Source organism: Mesorhizobium sp. P171375, from assembly GCF_057786075.1.
In genome coordinates this window covers 511934-530770 of sequence record NZ_JBYNWF010000001.1, presented here as the reverse complement: position 1 = coordinate 530770, position 18837 = coordinate 511934, and the positions used below count along the sequence as shown (strand labels likewise).

Genomic DNA, 18837 nt, shown 5'->3' with positions numbered 1-18837 from the left:
GTGGTCCAACCACGCCGGCTCGCGTGCGTCAGGTAGCGGAGACGGTCAGTCGTCCCAAGGGTTGAGCACCGTCACGCCTGTATCATCGAAGTCAGTGACGTTGCGCGTCACAAGAATGAGATCATGGACGAGCGCGGTTGCTGCAATGAGCGTGTCCGCGCTGCCTCGCGTGCGACCGGCGGTGATGCGGCCCCAAGCCAACGCGACATCTTCCGTGACAGCAAGAATATGGCCGGCATTGTCGCGCCGAAGCTCGCGTAGCCATAGATCGAGGCGTGTTGCCTTTTCGGAATCGACCTTGCGCAACTTGATGATCCCACGCTCGATCTCTCCAAGCGTTATGACGCTGAGACTCACCGATGTGGGATCCACCGAAGCCAGCCATTCGGTGGGCTTGGGTAGTCGCCTCTGCACATCCGAAACGATGTTCGTATCGAGCAGATACATCAGAGGTCGACATCTCTGATCATCGTATCCGGGCGGCGGTTGACCTCCTCGGCGAAATCATCATCCCAAACCGGGCCGGTCAAAAGATACTCGGCCAACGACTTCTTCTTTCCGGCCAGACGGTCATAATCTTCGGCGGAAAGCACCACTGCGGCACGCTCGCCGCGCAACGTCACCGTCTGTGGTCCCTCGCTGCGCGCGCGTTGAACCACCTTGGAGAAATTATTCTTTGCGTCCTGAAGGTGCCAGTTCATAGATGCTTCCTAGCTAGCTTGGCTAGATATAGCATTCGGCCGACGACGCGGCAAGGAGTGCTGGGAGAAACTACCGACTGCCGAAGATCGCCGAGCCGACGCGGACGCTGGTGGCGCCGAAGGCGATGGCCGTCTCGTAGTCGCCGGACATGCCCATCGACAGTTTGGCGACGCCGGCCTCGCGCGCCAACTTTTCCAGCAAAGCGAAATGCGGGCCGGGGTTTTCGTCCGCCGGCGGGATGCACATCAGGCCTTCGATGGCCAGCCCGTGAATGTCGCGGCAATGAGCAACAAAGGCGACGGCGTCACGCGGCTCGATGCCGGCCTTTTGCGGCTCCGAACCGGTGTTGACCTGGACATAGAGTTTTGGAGTCCGGCCTTGCCTGGTGATCTCTTTGGCAAGTTCGGCGGCGATCTTCTCGCGGTCGACGGTCTCGATGACGTCGGCAAGGGCTACGGCTTCCTTCGCCTTGTTCGACTGCAGCGGGCCGATCAGATGCAGCTCGATGTCGGGGAATTCTTGTTTCAGAGCCGGCCATTTGGCCTGCGCTTCCTGCACCCGGTTTTCGCCGAAGACGCGCTGGCCGGCTTCGATGACCGGGCGGATGGCGTCGGCTTCAAAAGTCTTCGACACCGCCACCAGGGTCACGGAACCGGCGTCGCGGCCGGCTTCGCGCTCTGCAGTGGCGATCCTTGTCTTGACGGCGAAAAACTGTTCGACGGCGTTGGCCATGCCTATATCCTGCCTGTCTTTCTAGCCCTCGCCGGCTCGCCGCAGTTGACGGGTCCGGCAATCCATGGTGAACACCGCGACGACATTTACCTCGGCCACCGGGCCTTGTCCGGCGGCTTGCGCCTGCTTTTAAGTGAAAATCATCCGATGGCAACCGAACGATACAATCCGCGCGCGTCAGAGCCCAAATGGCAGAAAGCCTGGGCCGAAAAGAAGCTGTTCGAAGCGCACAACAACGACCCGAAGCCGAAATACTACGTGCTGGAGATGTTCCCCTATCCGTCGGGGAAGATCCATATCGGCCATACCCGCAACTACACGATGGGCGACGTGGTGGCGCGCTACAAGCGGGCCAAGGGTTTCAACGTGCTGCATCCGATGGGCTGGGACGCCTTCGGCATGCCGGCCGAAAATGCGGCGATGCAGAACAAGGTCCATCCCAAGGAATGGACCTACGCCAATATCGCCGCCATGCGCGAACAGCTCAAGATGATGGGCCTGTCGCTGGACTGGGCGCGCGAATTCGCCACTTGCGACGTCGACTATTACCACCGCCAGCAGATGCTGTTCCTCGATTTCGTCGAGAAGGGGCTGGTGACGCGCAAATCCTCCAAGGTCAACTGGGACCCGGAGGACATGACGGTGCTCGCCAACGAGCAGGTCATCGACGGGCGCGGCTGGCGCTCCGGCGCGCTGGTCGAACAGCGTGAGCTGACGCAGTGGTTCTTCAAGATCACCGATTATGCGCAGGATCTGCTGGATTCGCTGAACGGTCTCGGCGAGTGGCCGGAAAAGGTCAAGCTGATGCAGCAGAACTGGATCGGCCGCTCCGAAGGGCTGCTGATCCGCTGGCCGCTGGCAGCACCCGTTGGCGACACGCATGAGCTGGAAGTTTACACGACCAGGCCCGACACCATCTTCGGCGCTTCCTTCATGGCAGTTGCCGCCGATCATCCGCTGGCCAAAAAGGCGGCGGAGACCAATGTCGAGCTGGCCAAGTTCATCGACGAAGTGCGCCATATGGGCACGTCGGTGGCCGCACTGGAGACGGCCGAGAAGAAGGGCTTCGACACCGGCATCCGCGTCGTCCATCCGTTCGACGACTCGTGGACGCTGCCGGTCTATGTCGCCAATTTCGTGCTGATGGAATACGGCACCGGCGCCATTTTCGGCTGTCCGTCGGGCGACCAGCGCGACCTCGACTTCGCCAACAAATACGGCCTGCCGGTCATCCCGGTGGTGATGCCGGAAGATGCCGACGCAAAGAGCTTCCAGATCACGGAAGAGGCCTATGTCGATGACGGCGTGATGATCAATTCGCGCTTCCTCGACGGCATGAAGCCGGAGCAGGCGTTCGACGAAGTCGCGAAGCTGCTGGAGCAGAAAAGCATCGGTGGCCGGCCGATGGCCGAGCGCAAGGTGAACTTCCGCCTGCGCGACTGGGGCATTTCGCGCCAGCGCTATTGGGGCTGCCCGATCCCGATGATCCATTGCGAGGATTGCGGCGTGGTGCCGGTGCCGAAGGCCGACCTGCCGGTCAAACTGCCCGACGACATCGAGTTCGACCGTCCCGGCAACCCGCTCGACCGTCACCCGACCTGGCGGCATGTCAAATGCCCGCAATGCGGCAGGGATGCGCGGCGCGAGACCGACACGATGGACACGTTCGTCGATTCGTCCTGGTATTTCGCGCGCTTCACCGCGCCCTGGGCCAACGAACCGACCGAGCCCAAGGCTGCCGACGATTGGCTGGCGGTCGACCAGTATATTGGCGGCATCGAGCACGCGATCCTGCATCTGCTCTATTCGCGCTTCTTCACCCGCGCCATGCGCGAGACCGGGCATCTCGATCTCGCCGAGCCGTTCAAGGGCCTGTTCACGCAAGGCATGGTGGTGCACGAGACCTACCGCGTCGGCGGCGCGTCGACCAATGGACGCTGGCTGTCGCCGGCAGAGGTCAGGATCGAGGATGCCGGCGGCAAGCGCCGCGCCATCGAGATCGCCACCGGCGAAGAGGCGGCGATCGGCTCGCTCGAAAAGATGTCGAAGTCGAAGAAGAACACGGTGAGCCCGGAAGACATCACCGACGGTTACGGCGCCGACACCGCGCGCTGGTTCATGCTGTCGGATTCGCCGCCCGAGCGCGACGTCGAATGGACCGACGATGGCGCCGCCGGCGCGCATCGATTCATCCAGCGCGTCTGGCGCCTGGTGTCGATCGCCGCCGAGACGCTCGACGGCGTCAAGCCGCAGGCGGCGAAGGAGGGCGAAGCGGGTGCTGTTTCCAAGGCTGCGCACAAGATCCTGAAGGCGATCGGCGAAGACATTGAACGGCTCGGCTTCAACCGCGCCATCGCCCGCATCTACGAGCTGGCCAACGCCTTGACCACGCCGCTCAATGACGTCGCCGAGGGCAAGGCCGATGCAGGGCTCAAAGGCGCCTGCCGCGAGGCCGTGGAGATCCTGGTGCATGTGGTTGCGCCGGTCATGCCGCATCTGGCGGAGGAGTGCTGGCACACGCTGGGCGGCACCGATCTGGTCGCCGAACGGCCGTGGCCGGTCTACGATCCGGCGCTGGTCGTCGACAACGAGATCGTGCTGCCGGTCCAGGTCAACGGCAAGAAGCGTGGGGATTTGACAATTGCCCGCGACGCGGACCAAGGTGCGGTCGAAAAAGCGGTGCTGGCCCTCGACTTCGTGCAAAAAGCGCTGGAAGGTAAGGCGCCCCGCAAGGTGATCATCGTGCCGCAGAGGATCGTCAATGTCGTTGCCTGATCTGGAAAAGACGACGCATTTGCTGCGCCGCGCCGCGCTGTACGGCATGGTCGTCTCGATGGCGCTGGTTTCGGCCTGCACGGTCAGGCCGCTCTATTCCAGTGCGCCGTTGACGGCAGGCTCGACCGTCAGCGCTTCAGCCGAACTGGCGTCGATCGCGGTCAAGCCGGTCAAGACCCGCTATGCCCAGCAGGTCCGCAACAATCTGATCTTTGCCTTTGGCCAGGGCGCCGGCGAGCCGCCAGCGCCGGTCTACATGCTCGATCTCGGCGTCACCGAACTGGTCGAATCGGCCGCTGTGGTGCAGGTCCAGACCGACGAGGATGAGCCGACCGCAGGCACGGTGACGCTGACGGCGAACTATGTGCTGACCGATGCCAAGACCGGTGCGGTAATCGCCACCGGCAAGCGCTCGATCCCGTCATCCTTCGACAAGCCAAGGCAGGAGTTCGCTTCCTACCGTGCGCAGCTCGACGCCGAGAACCGCGCCGCGCGCGAACTGGCTGAAATGGTGAGCCTGTCGGTCGCCCAGGACTTGGTCAGGCACGGCAAAAAGGCCTGAGAGACCGTTTGGAAAGTCTACTCCGGCGGTCATCTGATGGCGTTTTCTGCGCTTCCGGTGCTCACGGACCGAAATGTCCGCTGCGCTCCGGTTCTCGAAACCACCACCATATGACTCGCCAGAGCGAATTTCGAAACGGTCTCTGAGCGTTCCCCAATATGCGGATCGCAATAAAAAAGGCCGGTTTCCCGGCCCTTTCGTTGATATCGAAGCCTGGTCTCAGCCGATCTTCTGGCCGGTCTTGGCCCAGTCGGCGAGGAACTGCTCGAGGCCCTTGTCGGTCAGCGGGTGCTTGACAAGCGCCTTTAGCGTCGCCGGCGGGGCGGTGATGACATCGGCGCCGATCAGCGCGGCCTGCTTGACGTGGTTCACGGTGCGCACCGACGCGGTCAGGATCTCGGTCGGGTAATCGTAGTTGTCGTAGATCTGCCGGATCTCCTGGATCAGCTCCATGCCGTCCGAACCGGTGTCGTCGATGCGGCCGACGAAGGGCGAGATGAACGAGGCGCCGGCCTTGGCGGCGAGCAGCGCCTGGTTGGCCGAGAAGCACAGGGTGACGTTGACCATGCGGTTCATCTGGGTACGGATCGTCTTGCAGGCCTTCAGCCCGTCCAGAGTCAGCGGCACCTTGATGCAGACATTGGGCGCGATCTTGGCCAGCACCTCGGCCTCCGCCATCATGTCCTTGTATTCGGTCGCCACGACCTCGGCCGAAACCGGGCCCTTGACGATGTCGCAGATCTGCTTGGTGACCTCGGCGATCTTGCCGCCGGATTTCAGGATCAGCGAGGGATTGGTGGTAACGCCGTCGAGCAGCCCCAGATCGTTCAGTTCCTTGATGTCCTTGATGTCAGCGGTGTCGACAAAAAATTTCATGGGGGTCTCCTGAAAGATTTCCATGTGCATGCCATGCACATTCGGGGTTGCCCTTTGATCTAGACCAAAGTCGGGGCAAGGTCACGCCCGATGATCGAAGATTCGCCCTTTGTCGCAGCCGCGCCGGTGCTAGTGCCGATGCCCGCCGAACGGCCTTACACCTATGCGGTGCCGGCCGGCATGCGCGTGGTGCCGGGCTCGATCGTGCGCGTACCACTGGGACCACGCCAGGTTGCCGGCATCGTCTGGGACGGTGTGACCGAACAGGTCGACGCCAAGAAATTGCGGCCGATCGAGCAGGTTTTCGACTGTCCGCCGATCGACCGCGGCATGCGCCGCTTCGTCGATTGGATCGCTCAGTACACGCTGTCGCCGCCCGGCATGGTGGCGCGCATGCTGCTCAGGGCGCCGGAGGCTTTCGATCCCGAACCATGGATCGAGGGCCTGCAGCGGACGCTTCTCATGCCCGATCGGATGACGGACGCGAGGACACGCGTGCTGGAGACGGCGGAAGGTGGCCTCGCCTGGACGCGATCCGGGCTGGCGCATGCGGCAGGCGTGTCGTCGACGGTGATCGAGGGGCTCAAGGCGCAAGGCGTGTTCGAGACGGTGATGATCCCGCCGCGACCGGTGGTTGCAGCGCCCGATGCCTCCTACGCCCTGCCGGAGCTTATGCCGGACCAGGCTGATGCGGCCGCCATGCTGCGCGCCAATGTCGCGGCCGGTGCTTTCAACGTGACGCTTCTCGATGGAGTTACCGGATCGGGCAAGACGGAGGTCTATTTCGAAGCGGTGGCGGCGGCTCTCGACCAGGGCAAGCAGGTGCTGATCCTGTTGCCGGAAATCGCGCTGACGCATGCCTTCCTCGAACGCTTCCAGCAGCGCTTCGGCGCCAAGCCGGCCGAATGGCATTCCGACCTGCCGCCCAGAATGCGCGAAAAGGTCTGGCGGCAAGTGGCGGAAGGCGGCGTGCGCGTCGTCGCCGGGGCGCGTTCGGCGCTGTTCCTGCCGTTCCGGGAGCTTGGGCTGATCGTCGTCGACGAGGAACACGACCCTGCCTACAAGCAGGAGGACCGCGTCTTCTACAATGCCCGCGACATGGCGGTGGTGCGCGGCCATATCAGCAGCTTTCCGGTGGTGCTGGCATCAGCGACGCCGTCCGTCGAAAGCCGGGTCAATGCGCAGCAGGGCCGCTACAGCAGGGCGGTGCTTTCGGCGCGCTTTGCCGAGGCCGCCCTTCCCGACCTCAAGACCATCGACATGCGGCGAGCGCCGCCGGCGCGCGGCGGCTTCCTGTCGCCGCTGCTGATCGACCAGATGCAGCGCACGCTGGAGAAAAAAGAACAGTCGCTGCTGTTCCTCAACCGGCGTGGCTATGCGCCGCTGACGCTGTGCCGGGTCTGCGGCCACCGCTTCGGCTGCCCGGTCTGCTCGGCCTGGCTGGTCGAGCACCGCTTTCGCGGCCAGCTTGTCTGCCATCATTGCGGGCACAATGAAAAGCGGCCGGAGGCCTGTCCCGAATGCGGCACGCTCGACCATCTCGTCGCCTGTGGGCCGGGCGTCGAGCGCATCGCCGAAGAGGTTGTGGCGCATTTCCCCGACGCGCGCACCATCGTCTTGTCCTCCGACCTGATGGGCGGCGTGCGGCGGTTGCGGCTGGAGCTCGAAGCCATCGCCAATGGCGAGGCCGATATCGTCATCGGCACGCAACTCGTCGCCAAAGGGCATAACTTCCCCAACATGACCCTGGTCGGTGTCGTCGATGCGGATCTGGGTCTCGCCAATGGCGATCCGCGCGCTGCCGAGCGCACCTTCCAGTTGCTCAGCCAGGTGACAGGCCGCGCGGGGCGCACCGGCAAGAAGAGCCTCGGCCTGCTGCAGACTTTTCAGCCGGACCATCCGGTGATGCGGGCGATCGTCTCGGGCGACGCCGAGGCGTTTTACGAGCGCGAGATCACCGAGCGCGAACGGGCGGCCCTGCCGCCTTTCGGCCGGCTCGCCGGCGTCATCGTCAGCGCGGTGACGCGGGCGGAGGCCGAAGGCCACGCTCGTGGTTTGCGCCGCGCAGCACCCCAGGCCAGCGACCTGTTCGTGCTTGGCCCGGCCGAGGCGCCGCTGTCCCTGCTTGGCGGGCGCCACCGCTTCCGCTTGCTGATCCAGGGCGAGCGGCGGGCCGACATGCAAGGCTTCATCCGCACCATGCTGGCTGAAGGGCCGAAGCAACGCGGCTCGGTCCGCGTACAGGTCGACATCGACCCGCAAAGCTTTTTATGAGATTGATCGTGCAAATTTTCGACGGAGCGAAGACGCTGTGAAAACCCTTGGCCTGCTCGGCGGCATGAGCTGGGAATCGACCGGCATCTACTACCGCCTGCTCAACGAGATTGTGCGCGAGCGATTGGGCGGGCTGCATTCGGCAAAGCTGCTGCTCCATTCCTTCGACTTCGCCGAGATCGCCGAGCGGCAGCATCACGGCGACTGGGACGGTGCGGGCGTGCTTCTGGCGGATGCCGCGCGCAAGCTGGAGGCGGGCGGCGCCGAGGGGCTGCTGATTTGCACCAACACCATGCACAAGCTCGCCCGCCAGGTGCAGGCGGCGGTGTCCATTCCACTTATCCACATCGCCGATGCCACGGCAGTGGCGGTCAAGGGCGCCGGCGTCAGACGGCCGGCGCTGCTGGCGACGCGTTTCACCATGGAGCAGGATTTCTACAAGGGCCGGCTGGCCGACAAATATGGCCTCGAGCCGATGGTGCCGGACCAGGCCGGCCGCGACATGGTGCATCGGGTGATCTATGACGAGCTCTGCCAGGGCATCGTTAGCGCACCATCGAAGGCGGCCTACCTCGACGAGGTCACCCGCTTGCGGCGCGATGAAAAGATTGACGGCGTCATCATGGGCTGCACCGAGATCACCATGCTGATCGGCCAAGGCGATTTCGACATTCCAGTGTTCGACACCACGCGCATCCATGCCGAGGCGGCGGTCAATTTCGCGCTCTCTTGATGCGCCGTTGTTAAACTGCCCACCGCCATCTGGCGCGCAGTCTTTCCTTCGCTAGAATGCTCGCGATTTCAGAGAGCCATTGCGAGGGGACAAAGATGGAGTTTGCGTTTCCGTGGCCGACCAGCCAGGGCGAATGGCTGGCGTGGTCGAGCGCCGTCGTCACCTTGGCGCTGGGCCTCATATTCTTCCTCGCGCCGGGGCTAGCCTTTCGCATCCTCAGGCTGCAGGTTCGACCGGAAAAGGCAGCGGCCATCGCCGAAGGGCGCGGCCGCATGTCGGGCTTCTATCTCGGCGTCAGCCTGTGCTGCATTCTTTTGGCGCAGCCATGGCTCTATATGGCGCTTGGCTTCTCCTGGCTGTTCACCGCTTTCGGCCGTTTGCTGTCGATGATGTCGGATGGCGCGAACACGCCTTTCAACTGGGCGTCGATCATTGTCGAGCTGGCGCTGGCCGCACTGCCGCTCGCCTTCGTCTTCGGCTTTCTGCCCTGAATCGGCGGCCAATCCGAAGGCTTTGGTTGAACTCTGCCGCCGGATGCGACAATAGTGCCTGAAAAGCATGCGGAACGACGCATTGCGGTCTTAAAATGCCTGTGCTAGACGGCAATCGACTTTCGGCCGGGGATAGCGGAAGCCGCGTCTTCGTGCTTGGAAAAACTTAGTAAGGTCAAAGATTTAGCCAGAGTTTTTTGCTCGCGCCAACAATCTGCGGCCTGTCAGACAAGAGAAAAGACGGTCCGTGGCTCAATCGTCATCGCCAATCTCAGGTGTCGCAGAACGCTACGCGGGTTCGCTGTTCGAACTCGCACTGCAGTCCAATTCAGTGGCCAAGGTCGAGGCCGACCTCAACAGCTTCGCAACGATGCTGGATGGCAGCGCCGACCTGACCCGCCTCATCAACAGCCCGGTGTTCTCCAGCGAGGACCAGGCCAAGGCCATCGCGGCGATCGCCGACAAGGCGGGCATCACTGGTCTCACTTGCAATTTCCTGCGCGTCGTCGCCCGCAACCGTCGCCTCTTCGCCGTGCCCGGCATGATCAAGGCATTCCGCCAGATCGCCGCCGAACATCGCGGCGAGACCGCTGCCGAGGTCACCTCGGCGCATGAACTGACGGCAGCGCAACAGACAGAACTCAAGGCCGCGCTGAAAAGCGTCGCCGGCAAGGACGTGGCCATCGCCGTCACCGTCGATCCGTCGCTGCTCGGCGGGCTGGTGGTCAAGATGGGCTCGCGCCAGATCGATACGTCGCTCAAAACCAAACTCAATTCGCTCAAGCTTGCACTGAAAGAGGTCGGCTGATGGACATCCGCGCCGCGGAAATTTCCGCAATTCTGAAAGACCAGATCAAGAATTTCGGCAAGGAGGCCGAGGTCTCCGAAGTTGGACAGGTGCTGTCCGTCGGTGACGGTATCGCCCGCGTCTATGGCCTCGACAATGTCCAGGCCGGCGAGATGGTCGAATTCCCCGGCGGCATCCGCGGCATGGCCCTCAACCTTGAAGCCGACAATGTCGGCGTCGTCATCTTCGGCGCCGACCGCGACATCAAGGAAGGCGACACCGTCAAGCGGACCGGCGCCATCGTCGATGCGCCAGTCGGCATGGGCCTGCTCGGCCGCGTCGTCGACGCGCTCGGCAACCCGATCGACGGCAAGGGCCCGATCAAGGCAACCGAACGCAAGCGCGTCGACGTCAAGGCGCCAGGCATCATCCCGCGCAAGTCGGTGAACGAGCCGATGTCGACCGGCCTCAAGGCCATCGACGCACTGATCCCGGTCGGCCGCGGCCAGCGCGAGCTGGTGATCGGTGACCGCCAGACCGGCAAGACCGCCATCATTCTTGACACGATGCTCAACCAGAAGGCGGTCCACGACAACGGACCGGAGAAGGAAAAGCTCTACTGCGTCTACGTCGCCATCGGTCAGAAGCGCTCGACCGTCGCGCAGTTCGTGAAGGTGCTCGAAGAGCGCGGGGCGCTCGACTATTCGATCATCGTCGCGGCCACCGCTTCCGATCCGGCGCCGATGCAGTTCCTGGCGCCGTTCACCGCCTGCACCATGGGCGAATATTTCCGCGATAACGGCATGCACGCGCTGATCAGCTATGACGATCTGTCGAAGCAGGCTGTCGCCTATCGCCAGATGTCGCTCTTGCTGCGCCGCCCGCCGGGCCGCGAAGCCTATCCGGGCGACGTGTTCTACCTGCATTCGCGCCTGCTCGAGCGCGCCGCCAAGCTCAATGACGACAATGGCGGCGGTTCGCTGACCGCGCTGCCGATCATTGAGACGCAGGCCAACGACGTGTCGGCCTACATCCCGACCAACGTGATCTCGATCACCGACGGCCAGATCTTCCTCGAAACCAATCTGTTCTTCCAGGGCGTTCGCCCGGCTGTCAACGTCGGCCTGTCGGTGTCGCGCGTCGGTTCGTCGGCGCAGATCAAGGCGATGAAGCAGGTCGCCGGCTCGATCAAGGGCGAGCTCGCGCAGTACCGCGAAATGGCGGCCTTCGCGCAGTTCGGCTCCGATCTCGACGCCGCCACGCAGCGCCTGCTCAATCGCGGTTCGCGTCTGACCGAACTCCTGAAGCAGCCGCAGTTCTCGCCGCTCAAGGTCGAGGAACAGGTCGCGGTGATCTTCGCCGGTGTCAACGGCTACCTCGACAAGCTGGCGATCAATCAGGTCGGCAAGTTCGAGCATGGCCTGCTCAGCCACATGCGCTCGGCCGGTAAGGACGTGCTTGACGGCATCCGCAAGGAGAAGGCGCTGTCGGACGATCTGCGCGCCAAGCTGAAGGCCGAGATCGATGCCTTCGCCAAGACCTTCGCTTGAGAAAGCCGGACGGACGGGATCAGGTTTGAAGCATGCCTTCGTTAAAAGACCTTCGTAACCGTATCGCCTCGGTCAAGGCGACGCAGAAGATCACCAAGGCGATGCAGATGGTCGCCGCGGCGAAGCTGCGCCGCGCGCAGGAAGCCGCGGAAGCCGCGCGCCCCTATTCGGAGCGCATGGGTTTGGTGCTCGCCAACATCACCCAGGCGATCGGCGGCGGCGGCGATGCCCCGGCGCTGATGACCGGCACCGGCAAGGACGACGTGCATCTGCTCGTCGTCTGCACCGCCGAGCGCGGCCTGTGCGGCGGCTTCAATTCGCAGATCGCGCGCCTCGCCCGCGACCACATCCGCCGGCTGTTGGCCGACGGCAAGCAGGTCAAGATCATTTGTGTCGGCAAGAAGGGTTTCGACATCCTGCGCCGCGACTACGGTTCGATGATCCTCGAACGCGTCGATCTGCGTGAGGTCAAAACGCTCGGGTTCGTCAATGCCGACGCCATCGCCCGCAAGGTCATCCATCTGTTCGGCGAGGGCGGCTTCGACATCTGCACGCTGTTCTATTCGCAGTTCAAGTCGGTGATCAGCCAGATCCCGACGGCACAGCAGATCATCCCGGCCGGTGTGGCCTCCGCGCCCGCCGAGGCGACCGCTGGCGGCAATGCCGTCTACGAATACGAGCCGGAGCCAGGCGAAATCCTGACCGACCTCATTCCGCGCAACATCTCGGTCCAGGTCTTCCGCGCGCTGCTCGAAAACGCAGCCGGCGAGATGGGCGCCAAGATGAGCGCCATGGACAATGCGACGCGCAATGCCGGCGACATGATCAACAAGTTGTCGATCACCTACAACCGCCAGCGGCAGGCGCAGATCACCAAGGAACTGATCGAAATCATTTCGGGCGCCGAGGCGCTCTAGGCGCGGCCGCCAGGAGGTCATCGACCTTGTGGTGGAGCGTGAGAAACAAAGGACGAAAAGGGTAAAGACGATGGCGAAAGCAGCGACCCCGAAGGCGGCAGCTCCCAAAGCGGCGGCAAAGGCTCCGGCAACAGCGGCGAAGGCCGCTCCGGCCAAGACGGCGGCTGCGCCCGCCAAGGCAGCGGCCCCGGCCAAGGCTACGGCAGCGAAGACGACGGCCGCCGTTGTGAAGAAGACCGGCGTTGTCGGCAAGGTCCGCCAGGTCATCGGCGCTGTCGTCGACGTCCAGTTCGGCGATCACCTGCCGGCCATTCTGAACGCCATCGAGACGACCAATGTCGGCAATCGCCTGGTGCTCGAAGTTGCCCAGCATCTCGGTGAAAACACCGTGCGCTGCATCGCCATGGACTCCACCGAAGGTCTGGTTCGCGGTCAGGACGTCTATGACACCGGCGCGCCGATCACCGTGCCGGTCGGCCCGGGCATGCTCGGCCGCATCATCAACGTCATCGGCGAGCCGGTCGACGAAGAAGGCCCGGTCGACGGCATCGAAATGCGCGCCATTCACCAGCCGGCTCCGTCCTATGTCGAACAGTCGACGGAAGCGCAGATCCTGATCACCGGCATCAAGGTTCTCGACCTTCTGGCGCCCTACGCCCGCGGCGGCAAGATCGGCCTGTTCGGCGGCGCCGGTGTCGGCAAGACCGTGCTGATCCAGGAACTGATCAACAACGTGGCCAAGGCACATGGTGGCTTCTCGGTGTTCGCCGGTGTCGGCGAGCGCACCCGCGAAGGCAACGATCTCTATCACGAGTTCATCGAGTCCGGCGTCAACAAGAAGGGCGGCGGCGAAGGCTCCAAGGCGGCACTGGTCTATGGCCAGATGAACGAACCGCCGGGTGCCCGCGCCCGCGTCGGCCTGACCGGCCTGACGGTGGCCGAATATTTCCGCGACCAGGGCCAAGACGTGCTGTTCTTCGTCGACAACATCTTCCGCTTCACGCAGGCGGGTTCGGAAGTGTCGGCGCTGCTCGGCCGTATCCCTTCGGCCGTGGGCTATCAGCCGACGCTCGCCACCGACATGGGCGCGCTGCAGGAACGCATCACCACGACGACCAAGGGCTCGATCACCTCGGTGCAGGCGATCTACGTGCCGGCCGACGATTTGACCGACCCGGCGCCGGCGACCTCGTTCGCCCACCTGGACGCGACGACCGTGCTCAACCGCGCGATCTCGGAAAAGGGCATCTACCCTGCGGTCGATCCACTCGATTCGACCTCGCGCATGCTCGACCCGCTGGTCGTTGGTGAAGAGCACTATGGCGTCGCTCGCCAGGTGCAGTCGATCCTTCAGCGCTACAAGTCGCTGCAGGACATCATCGCCATCCTGGGCATGGACGAGCTGTCGGAAGAGGACAAGCAGACGGTTGCCCGCGCCCGCAAGATCGAGCGCTTCCTGTCGCAGCCGTTCTTCGTCGCTGAAGTGTTCACCGGTTCGCCGGGCAAGCTGGTCGACCTCGCCGACACCATCAAGGGCTTCAAGGGCCTCTGCAACGGCGACTATGATCACCTGCCGGAAGCCGCCTTCTACATGGTCGGCGGCATCGACGAAGCAGTCGAGAAGGCACAGCGTCTCGCGGCGGAAGCGGCATAATCAAGGCAATAGGGAGTGGTCAGTAGTCAGTAGTGAATAGCAGCCGGGCGATCGGGACATTTGTCCTCTCTCCCTACTCCCTACTCACTATTCCCTACTCACTAAATTGACATGGCTGAAGCTTTCCAATTCGAACTGGTCTCGCCGGAGCGGCTGCTCGTTTCCGAGCAGGTCGAAGCCGTCGTCATTCCCGGCGCCGAAGGCGAGATGACCGTGATGGCGCATCACGCGCCGGTCATGACCACGATCAAGCCAGGCGTCGTCACGGTGAAGACCGCCGGCGGCAAGGAAGAGCGCTATGTGGTGTTCGGCGGCTTTGCCGACATCCTGCCTTCCGGCTGCACGCTGCTGGCCGAATCGGCGGTTGCCGTCGGCGACATCGACCGCGCCGATCTCGCCCGCCGCATCCAGGACGCCAAGGAAGACGCTGCCGATGCCAAGGACGATCAGTCCCGCAGCAAGGCCGAGCAGTTCCTCGCTCAGCTCACCACGCTCGAAAGCGCGCTGCTGGCAGCTTAGGCCGCAGGCGAAAACAAACTACGAGACAGGCCGGGTTCAACTCGGCCTTTTTTGTGCCCACAGATATGGCTGAAGCACGTCAGCAGTCGGACGGAGTCGCGACTTGCCGGCTCGGCAATGCGGGCTCTTTCGGATCAGAATCCGGGCCTGGATCGCCGTTAGGCACGTCTCGTCTTTCCGAGCGCCGAAAGCGCAAGCGCGACCCCGCCCTGCCGGATATGGACGCGGTGGGCGGCGACCAGTTCGATGAGCGGCTGACGCTCGGGCTTGCCGCTGGCGAAGCCGGCGAGGTCGAACACCGCCGCTACCCGTTCAAGAGTCCGCCGTTCGCCGAGCGCGGCCATTGCCGCGTCGAGGGGATCGGTGAAGTGGGCTTCCGGCAGGTCCTTGCCGCGCGCCTCGCACGCCGCGATCCAGGCAGCGATCACCAGCGTCAGATGCTCCGGGACCAGGCCGGCCTGGATGCGTTCGATGGCGGATGCGACAATACGTTGTGGCAGTTTCTGGCTGCCGTCATTGGCGATCTGCGCCGTGCGGTGGGCGAGCGCGGCGTTGGAGAAACGTTCGGCAAGCTCGGCCGTGTAGGCTGACGTGTCGAGCCCGGCATCTCTAGGCAAGGTCGGGATCGCTTCAGCCCAGAGCCGGTCCACGAATTCACGGATCGCCGGGTCGGCAAAGGCGCGGTCGACGGTGGCGTGGCCGCTGAGCAGGCCGAGATAGGCGATGCCTGAATGGGCGCCATTGAGCAGCCTGAGCTTCATGTCCTCGAACGGCCTGACATCCTCGACCATGGTGACGCCGAATTTCTCCCAGGCCGGTCGTCCCGCGGGAAAATGGTCCTCGATCACCCATTGCCGGAACGGTTCGGTCATCACCGGCCAGGCGTCCTCGACGCCGAGTTCGGCCGCGATGCGCGCGCGGTCGGCATCGGTGGTTGCCGGCACGATGCGGTCGACCATGCTTGACGGAAACGCGACCTGGTCGGCGATGTGGTTGGCGAGCGGGGCATTGCCCGATGCAGAGGCCCGGGCATCGCGCAGTTTCGCGAAGGCGACCAGCAACCGGTGCAGCGTGGCGCCATTGGCCGGCAGGTTGTCGCAGCACAGCACGGTGAAAGGCGGCGTGCCGGCGGCGCGGCGGCGCGCCAGCGACTCGGCCAGGAAGCCGTGCGCGGTCTTTGGCGATCCGGCATTACCGAGATCGTGGACGATATCGGGATGTTTTTCGTCGAGGCTGCCGTCGGCTGTCCTGAGGTAGGCTTTCTCGGTGATGGTCAAGGTGACGATGCGGGTTCGCGGATCGGTCAGCACGGCCAGCACCGCGCCGGGATCTTCCGGCGCCACCAGCATCGACTGGATAGAGCCGATGATCTGGAGCTGCTCGCCGCCGCTATCCCTGACCGCCAGCGTGTAGAGCCCATCCTGCGGCGTCAGCGCATCGCGCGTGTCGGGGCTGCGCAGCGACACGCCGATGATACCCCAGCCGGTCTCGCCGGCGGCCAGGCAGTCATCGACATAGGCTGCCTGATGGGCGCGGTGAAAGGCGCCGACGCCGAGATGGACGATGCCTGGGGCGACGGCGGCGCGGTCATAGGCCGGGATCGCAACCGAGGCCGGCAAGGATCGCACCGTGTCGTTGCAAAGGCGTCTGGTTGTCATGGTTTGGCTTGTCGGGCTCGGATTGATCGGTCGGGAGGCTAGCGGCGTAACATCCGTTCTCCCGCCGCACAATGACCCGGTGTTGGCTAAAAGTCATCATATAACAATCGAATTTTTGTATGTTGACATTACTTCTTCCCAATCCTACCGATAGCGCCCTTGGGAGGAGTGACGTGGCAGGATTGATCCACCCCGATCTGCTTTTTGCCGCTGAAGGGCGTGCGCTTTCGATCGCGCGCGATCTCTATGCCGGGGTCAAGGACCTGCCGATCGTCAGCCCGCACGGCCATACCGATCCGCGCTGGTATGCGCTCAACGAGCCGTTTCCGGACCCGGCGCAATTGCTGGTCGTGCCCGACCACTACATTTTCCGCATGCTGTTCAGCCAGGGCGTGCGGCTGGAGGATCTCGGTATATCAGCCCTCGACGGTTCATCAGTCGAGAGCGACGGACGGACGATCTGGCGGCGCTTTGCCGAGCATTATTACCTGTTTCGCGGTACGCCGACGCGACTGTGGCTCGACCATGTGCTCGAGCATCTGTTCGGCATTGACGAGCCGCTCAACGCCAGCACCGCCGACCGCCACTACGATACCATCGCCGGCCTGCTCAAACAGGACGGCTATCGCCCGCGTGCACTGTTCGAGCGCTTCAACATCGAGGTCATTGCGACGACCGAGGGGGCGCTGGACGATCTCCGATGGCACAAGGCGATCTGCGACAGCGGGTGGCAAGGCCGCGTCGTCACCGCCTACCGGCCGGATGCCGTCGTCGATCCGGACTTCGAGGGCTTCTTAGGCAACCTCGACCGTCTCGGCGAGGTCAGCGGCTGCGATACCGGCACATGGGCCGGCTATCTCGACGCGCATCGCCAGCGCCGCGCCTTCTTCAAAAGCTTCGGTGCGACCTCGTCCGACCATGGCCATCCGACTGCGGAGACCGCCAACCTTTCCGATGCGGCATCGGAAGAGCTGTTCAACCGCATCCGTCGCGGCTCTGACGACGAGCGCGAGCGCAAACTGTTTCGCGCCCAGATGCTGACCGAAATGGCCAAGATGAGCCGCGACGACGGGCTGGTTATGCAGATCCATCCCGGCTCGTGGCGCAATCATTCGCCTGGTATTTTCCAAAAATTCGGCCGCGACAAAGGCTTCGATATCCCGACCCGCACCGACTATGCGGCGGCGCTCATACCCTTGCTCGACTGCGTCGGGCTGGAGCGCGACCTGACCATCATCCTGTTCACGCTCGACGAGACGAGCTATGCGCGCGAACTGGCGCCGCTCGCCGGCGTCTATCCGGCGCTGAAGCTCGGGCCTGCCTGGTGGTTCCATGACAGCCCGGAAGGAATGCGCCGCTTCCGCGAGATGACCACCGAGACCGCCGGCTTCTACAACACCGTCGGTTTCAATGACGACACCCGCGCCTTTCCATCCATACCCGCCCGTCACGATGTGGCGCGCCGGGTCGACTGCGCCTTTCTCGCCCGTCTCGTCGCCGAGCACCGGCTACGGGAGGACGAGGCGCACGAGCTGGCGCGGGAGCTTGCCTACACGCTTGCCAAGAAGGCGTACCGGCTCTGAGCCGGGCGCTTTGATTTTTACAAAGGGAGGAAGACAGTCATGTTGCATTTTTCAAAACTGACGGCGGCCACATTCGCCTTCGGCTCACTGATGATCGGCGTCGCCAACGCCCAGACCGTGCTGCGTTCGGCCGACACCCATCCGGATGGATATCCGACGGTCGAGGCCGTCAAATATATGGGCGAGCTGATCAAGGAGCGCACCGCCGGGCGCTATTCGGTGGAGGTCTATCATTCGGCGCAGCTCGGCGAGGAGAAGGACACGATCGAGCAGACGCAGACGGGTGTCATCGATTTGAACCGCGTCTCGATGGGGCCATTCAACGGCATCGTGCCGGAAACCGCTGTGCCGTCGCTGCCCTACATGTTCCGCTCGGTCGACCAGATGCGCCATGTAATGGACGGGCCGATCGGTGACGAGATTCTGAAGGCCTTCGAGGCGCATGATCTGGTCGGTCTCGCCTTCTACGATTCCGGTGCGCGCTCCTTCTACAACACCAAGAAGGACATTACCTCGATCGCCGATCTCAAGGGCATGAAGTTCCGCGTTATCCAGTCGGACGTGTTCGTCGACATGGTCAATGCGCTCGGCGCCAACGCCACGCCGATGGCCTATGGCGAGGTCTATTCGGCGCTCGAAACCGGCGTCATCGACGGCGCCGAAAACAACTGGCCGAGCTTCGAATCCGCCAAGCACTATGAGGTCGCCAAGCACTACACCGTTGACCAGCATCAGATCGTACCGGAAGTGCTGGTGATGGCGAAGCCGAGCTGGGACAAGCTGTCGCCGGAAGACCAGGCGATCGTCAAGCAGGCGGCCAAGGACAGCGTCGTCAAGATGCGCGAACTGTGGGACGCGCAGGAAAAGAAGTCGCGCGACATCGTCGAGAAGGCCGGCGTCAAGGTCAGCGAGATCGACAAGCAGCCGCTGATCGATGCGATGAAGCCGGTTTACGACAAGTATCTGTCGACGTCGGAGCTCAAGGACCTCGCCGCGCGCATCCAGGCAACCAAGTAATCTCCTG

Annotated in this window: 17 protein-coding genes; 12 read left to right on the top strand and 5 right to left on the bottom strand. The window is 63.6% G+C overall.

Annotation, left to right across the window (positions count from 1 at the left end):
* Positions 1-45: 45 nt before the first annotated feature.
* From ACYHH6_RS02665 to ACYHH6_RS02655, 3 genes are all read right to left on the bottom strand, one after another.
* A complete protein-coding gene (locus tag ACYHH6_RS02665) occupies positions 46-447 on the bottom strand; it encodes a type II toxin-antitoxin system VapC family toxin (RefSeq protein ID WP_352586587.1) in 402 nt (133 codons plus the stop codon).
* A complete protein-coding gene (locus tag ACYHH6_RS02660) occupies positions 447-701 on the bottom strand; it encodes a type II toxin-antitoxin system Phd/YefM family antitoxin (protein WP_112559772.1) in 255 nt (84 codons plus the stop codon). Before ACYHH6_RS02660 ends, ACYHH6_RS02665 begins: the two co-directional genes overlap by 1 nt.
* 70 nt (positions 702-771) lie before the next feature.
* A complete protein-coding gene (locus ACYHH6_RS02655; RefSeq protein WP_352586588.1) occupies positions 772-1434 on the bottom strand; it encodes a YggS family pyridoxal phosphate-dependent enzyme in 663 nt (220 codons plus the stop codon).
* Between the two features lie 147 nt (positions 1435-1581).
* On the opposite strand from ACYHH6_RS02655, the gene leuS reads away from it, so the two are divergent.
* Entirely contained in the window at positions 1582-4209 is a 2628-nt protein-coding gene (leuS, locus tag ACYHH6_RS02650; protein ID WP_352586590.1) for a leucine--tRNA ligase, read from the top strand.
* A complete protein-coding gene (gene lptE / locus ACYHH6_RS02645) occupies positions 4196-4771 on the top strand; it encodes an LPS assembly lipoprotein LptE (RefSeq protein ID WP_352586592.1) in 576 nt (191 codons plus the stop codon). Before leuS ends, lptE begins: the two co-directional genes overlap by 14 nt.
* Positions 4772-4990: 219 nt before the next feature.
* Here lptE and fsa read toward each other — a convergent pair whose 3' ends face one another.
* Positions 4991-5647 (bottom strand): fructose-6-phosphate aldolase, encoded by a 657-nt coding sequence (gene fsa / locus ACYHH6_RS02640; protein ID WP_352586594.1) that lies wholly within the window; start codon positions 5645-5647, stop codon positions 4991-4993.
* 90 nt (positions 5648-5737) lie between these two features.
* Here fsa and ACYHH6_RS02635 point away from each other — a divergent pair, with 90 nt between their 5' ends.
* The 8 genes from ACYHH6_RS02635 to ACYHH6_RS02600 all read left to right on the top strand — a co-directional run bounded on the left by ACYHH6_RS02635 (position 5738) and on the right by ACYHH6_RS02600 (position 14572).
* The gene (locus ACYHH6_RS02635; protein ID WP_352586596.1) at positions 5738-7921 is read left to right on the top strand and encodes a primosomal protein N'; all 2184 of its coding nucleotides are present in this window, start codon (positions 5738-5740) and stop codon (positions 7919-7921) included.
* A 37-nt stretch (positions 7922-7958) separates the two neighbouring features.
* Positions 7959-8654 carry an aspartate/glutamate racemase family protein gene (locus ACYHH6_RS02630; protein WP_352586598.1) on the top strand — a complete coding sequence of 232 codons (696 nt, stop codon included), beginning with the start codon at positions 7959-7961 and terminating at the stop codon, positions 8652-8654.
* A gap of 95 nt (positions 8655-8749) precedes the next feature.
* Positions 8750-9145 carry an AGROH133_08824 family phage infection protein gene (locus ACYHH6_RS02625; protein WP_352586600.1) on the top strand — a complete coding sequence of 132 codons (396 nt, stop codon included), beginning with the start codon at positions 8750-8752 and terminating at the stop codon, positions 9143-9145.
* A 247-nt stretch (positions 9146-9392) separates the two neighbouring features.
* Positions 9393-9953 (top strand): F0F1 ATP synthase subunit delta, encoded by a 561-nt coding sequence (locus ACYHH6_RS02620; RefSeq protein WP_352586602.1) that lies wholly within the window; start codon positions 9393-9395, stop codon positions 9951-9953.
* Complete coding sequence (atpA, locus tag ACYHH6_RS02615) at positions 9953-11482, top strand: F0F1 ATP synthase subunit alpha (RefSeq protein ID WP_023822025.1); 1530 nt, start codon at positions 9953-9955, stop codon at positions 11480-11482. The genes ACYHH6_RS02620 and atpA overlap by 1 nt, the downstream gene beginning before the upstream one ends.
* Before the next feature lie 32 nt (positions 11483-11514).
* Positions 11515-12399 (top strand): F0F1 ATP synthase subunit gamma, encoded by an 885-nt coding sequence (locus ACYHH6_RS02610; RefSeq protein WP_112559755.1) that lies wholly within the window; start codon positions 11515-11517, stop codon positions 12397-12399.
* A 70-nt stretch (positions 12400-12469) separates the two neighbouring features.
* The gene (gene atpD / locus ACYHH6_RS02605; protein WP_352586604.1) at positions 12470-14053 is read left to right on the top strand and encodes a F0F1 ATP synthase subunit beta; all 1584 of its coding nucleotides are present in this window, start codon (positions 12470-12472) and stop codon (positions 14051-14053) included.
* A gap of 111 nt (positions 14054-14164) precedes the next feature.
* Positions 14165-14572, top strand: a complete 408-nt coding sequence (locus ACYHH6_RS02600) for a F0F1 ATP synthase subunit epsilon (protein WP_192252660.1) — start codon at positions 14165-14167, stop codon at positions 14570-14572.
* A 158-nt stretch (positions 14573-14730) separates the two neighbouring features.
* On the opposite strand, the gene ACYHH6_RS02595 is transcribed toward ACYHH6_RS02600, so the two are convergent.
* Positions 14731-16230 (bottom strand): mannitol dehydrogenase family protein, encoded by a 1500-nt coding sequence (locus ACYHH6_RS02595; RefSeq protein ID WP_352586606.1) that lies wholly within the window; start codon positions 16228-16230, stop codon positions 14731-14733.
* Between the two features lie 173 nt (positions 16231-16403).
* On the opposite strand from ACYHH6_RS02595, the gene uxaC reads away from it, so the two are divergent.
* Together uxaC and ACYHH6_RS02585 are read left to right on the top strand one after the other, a co-directional pair.
* Positions 16404-17813, top strand: coding sequence for a glucuronate isomerase (uxaC, locus tag ACYHH6_RS02590; protein ID WP_352586608.1), 1410 nt, complete (start codon positions 16404-16406; stop codon positions 17811-17813).
* Positions 17814-17852: 39 nt separating this feature from the next.
* On the top strand, positions 17853-18830 hold the full coding sequence (locus ACYHH6_RS02585; protein ID WP_352586610.1) for a TRAP transporter substrate-binding protein: 978 nt from the start codon (positions 17853-17855) through the stop codon (positions 18828-18830).
* Positions 18831-18837: the final 7 nt, after the last annotated feature.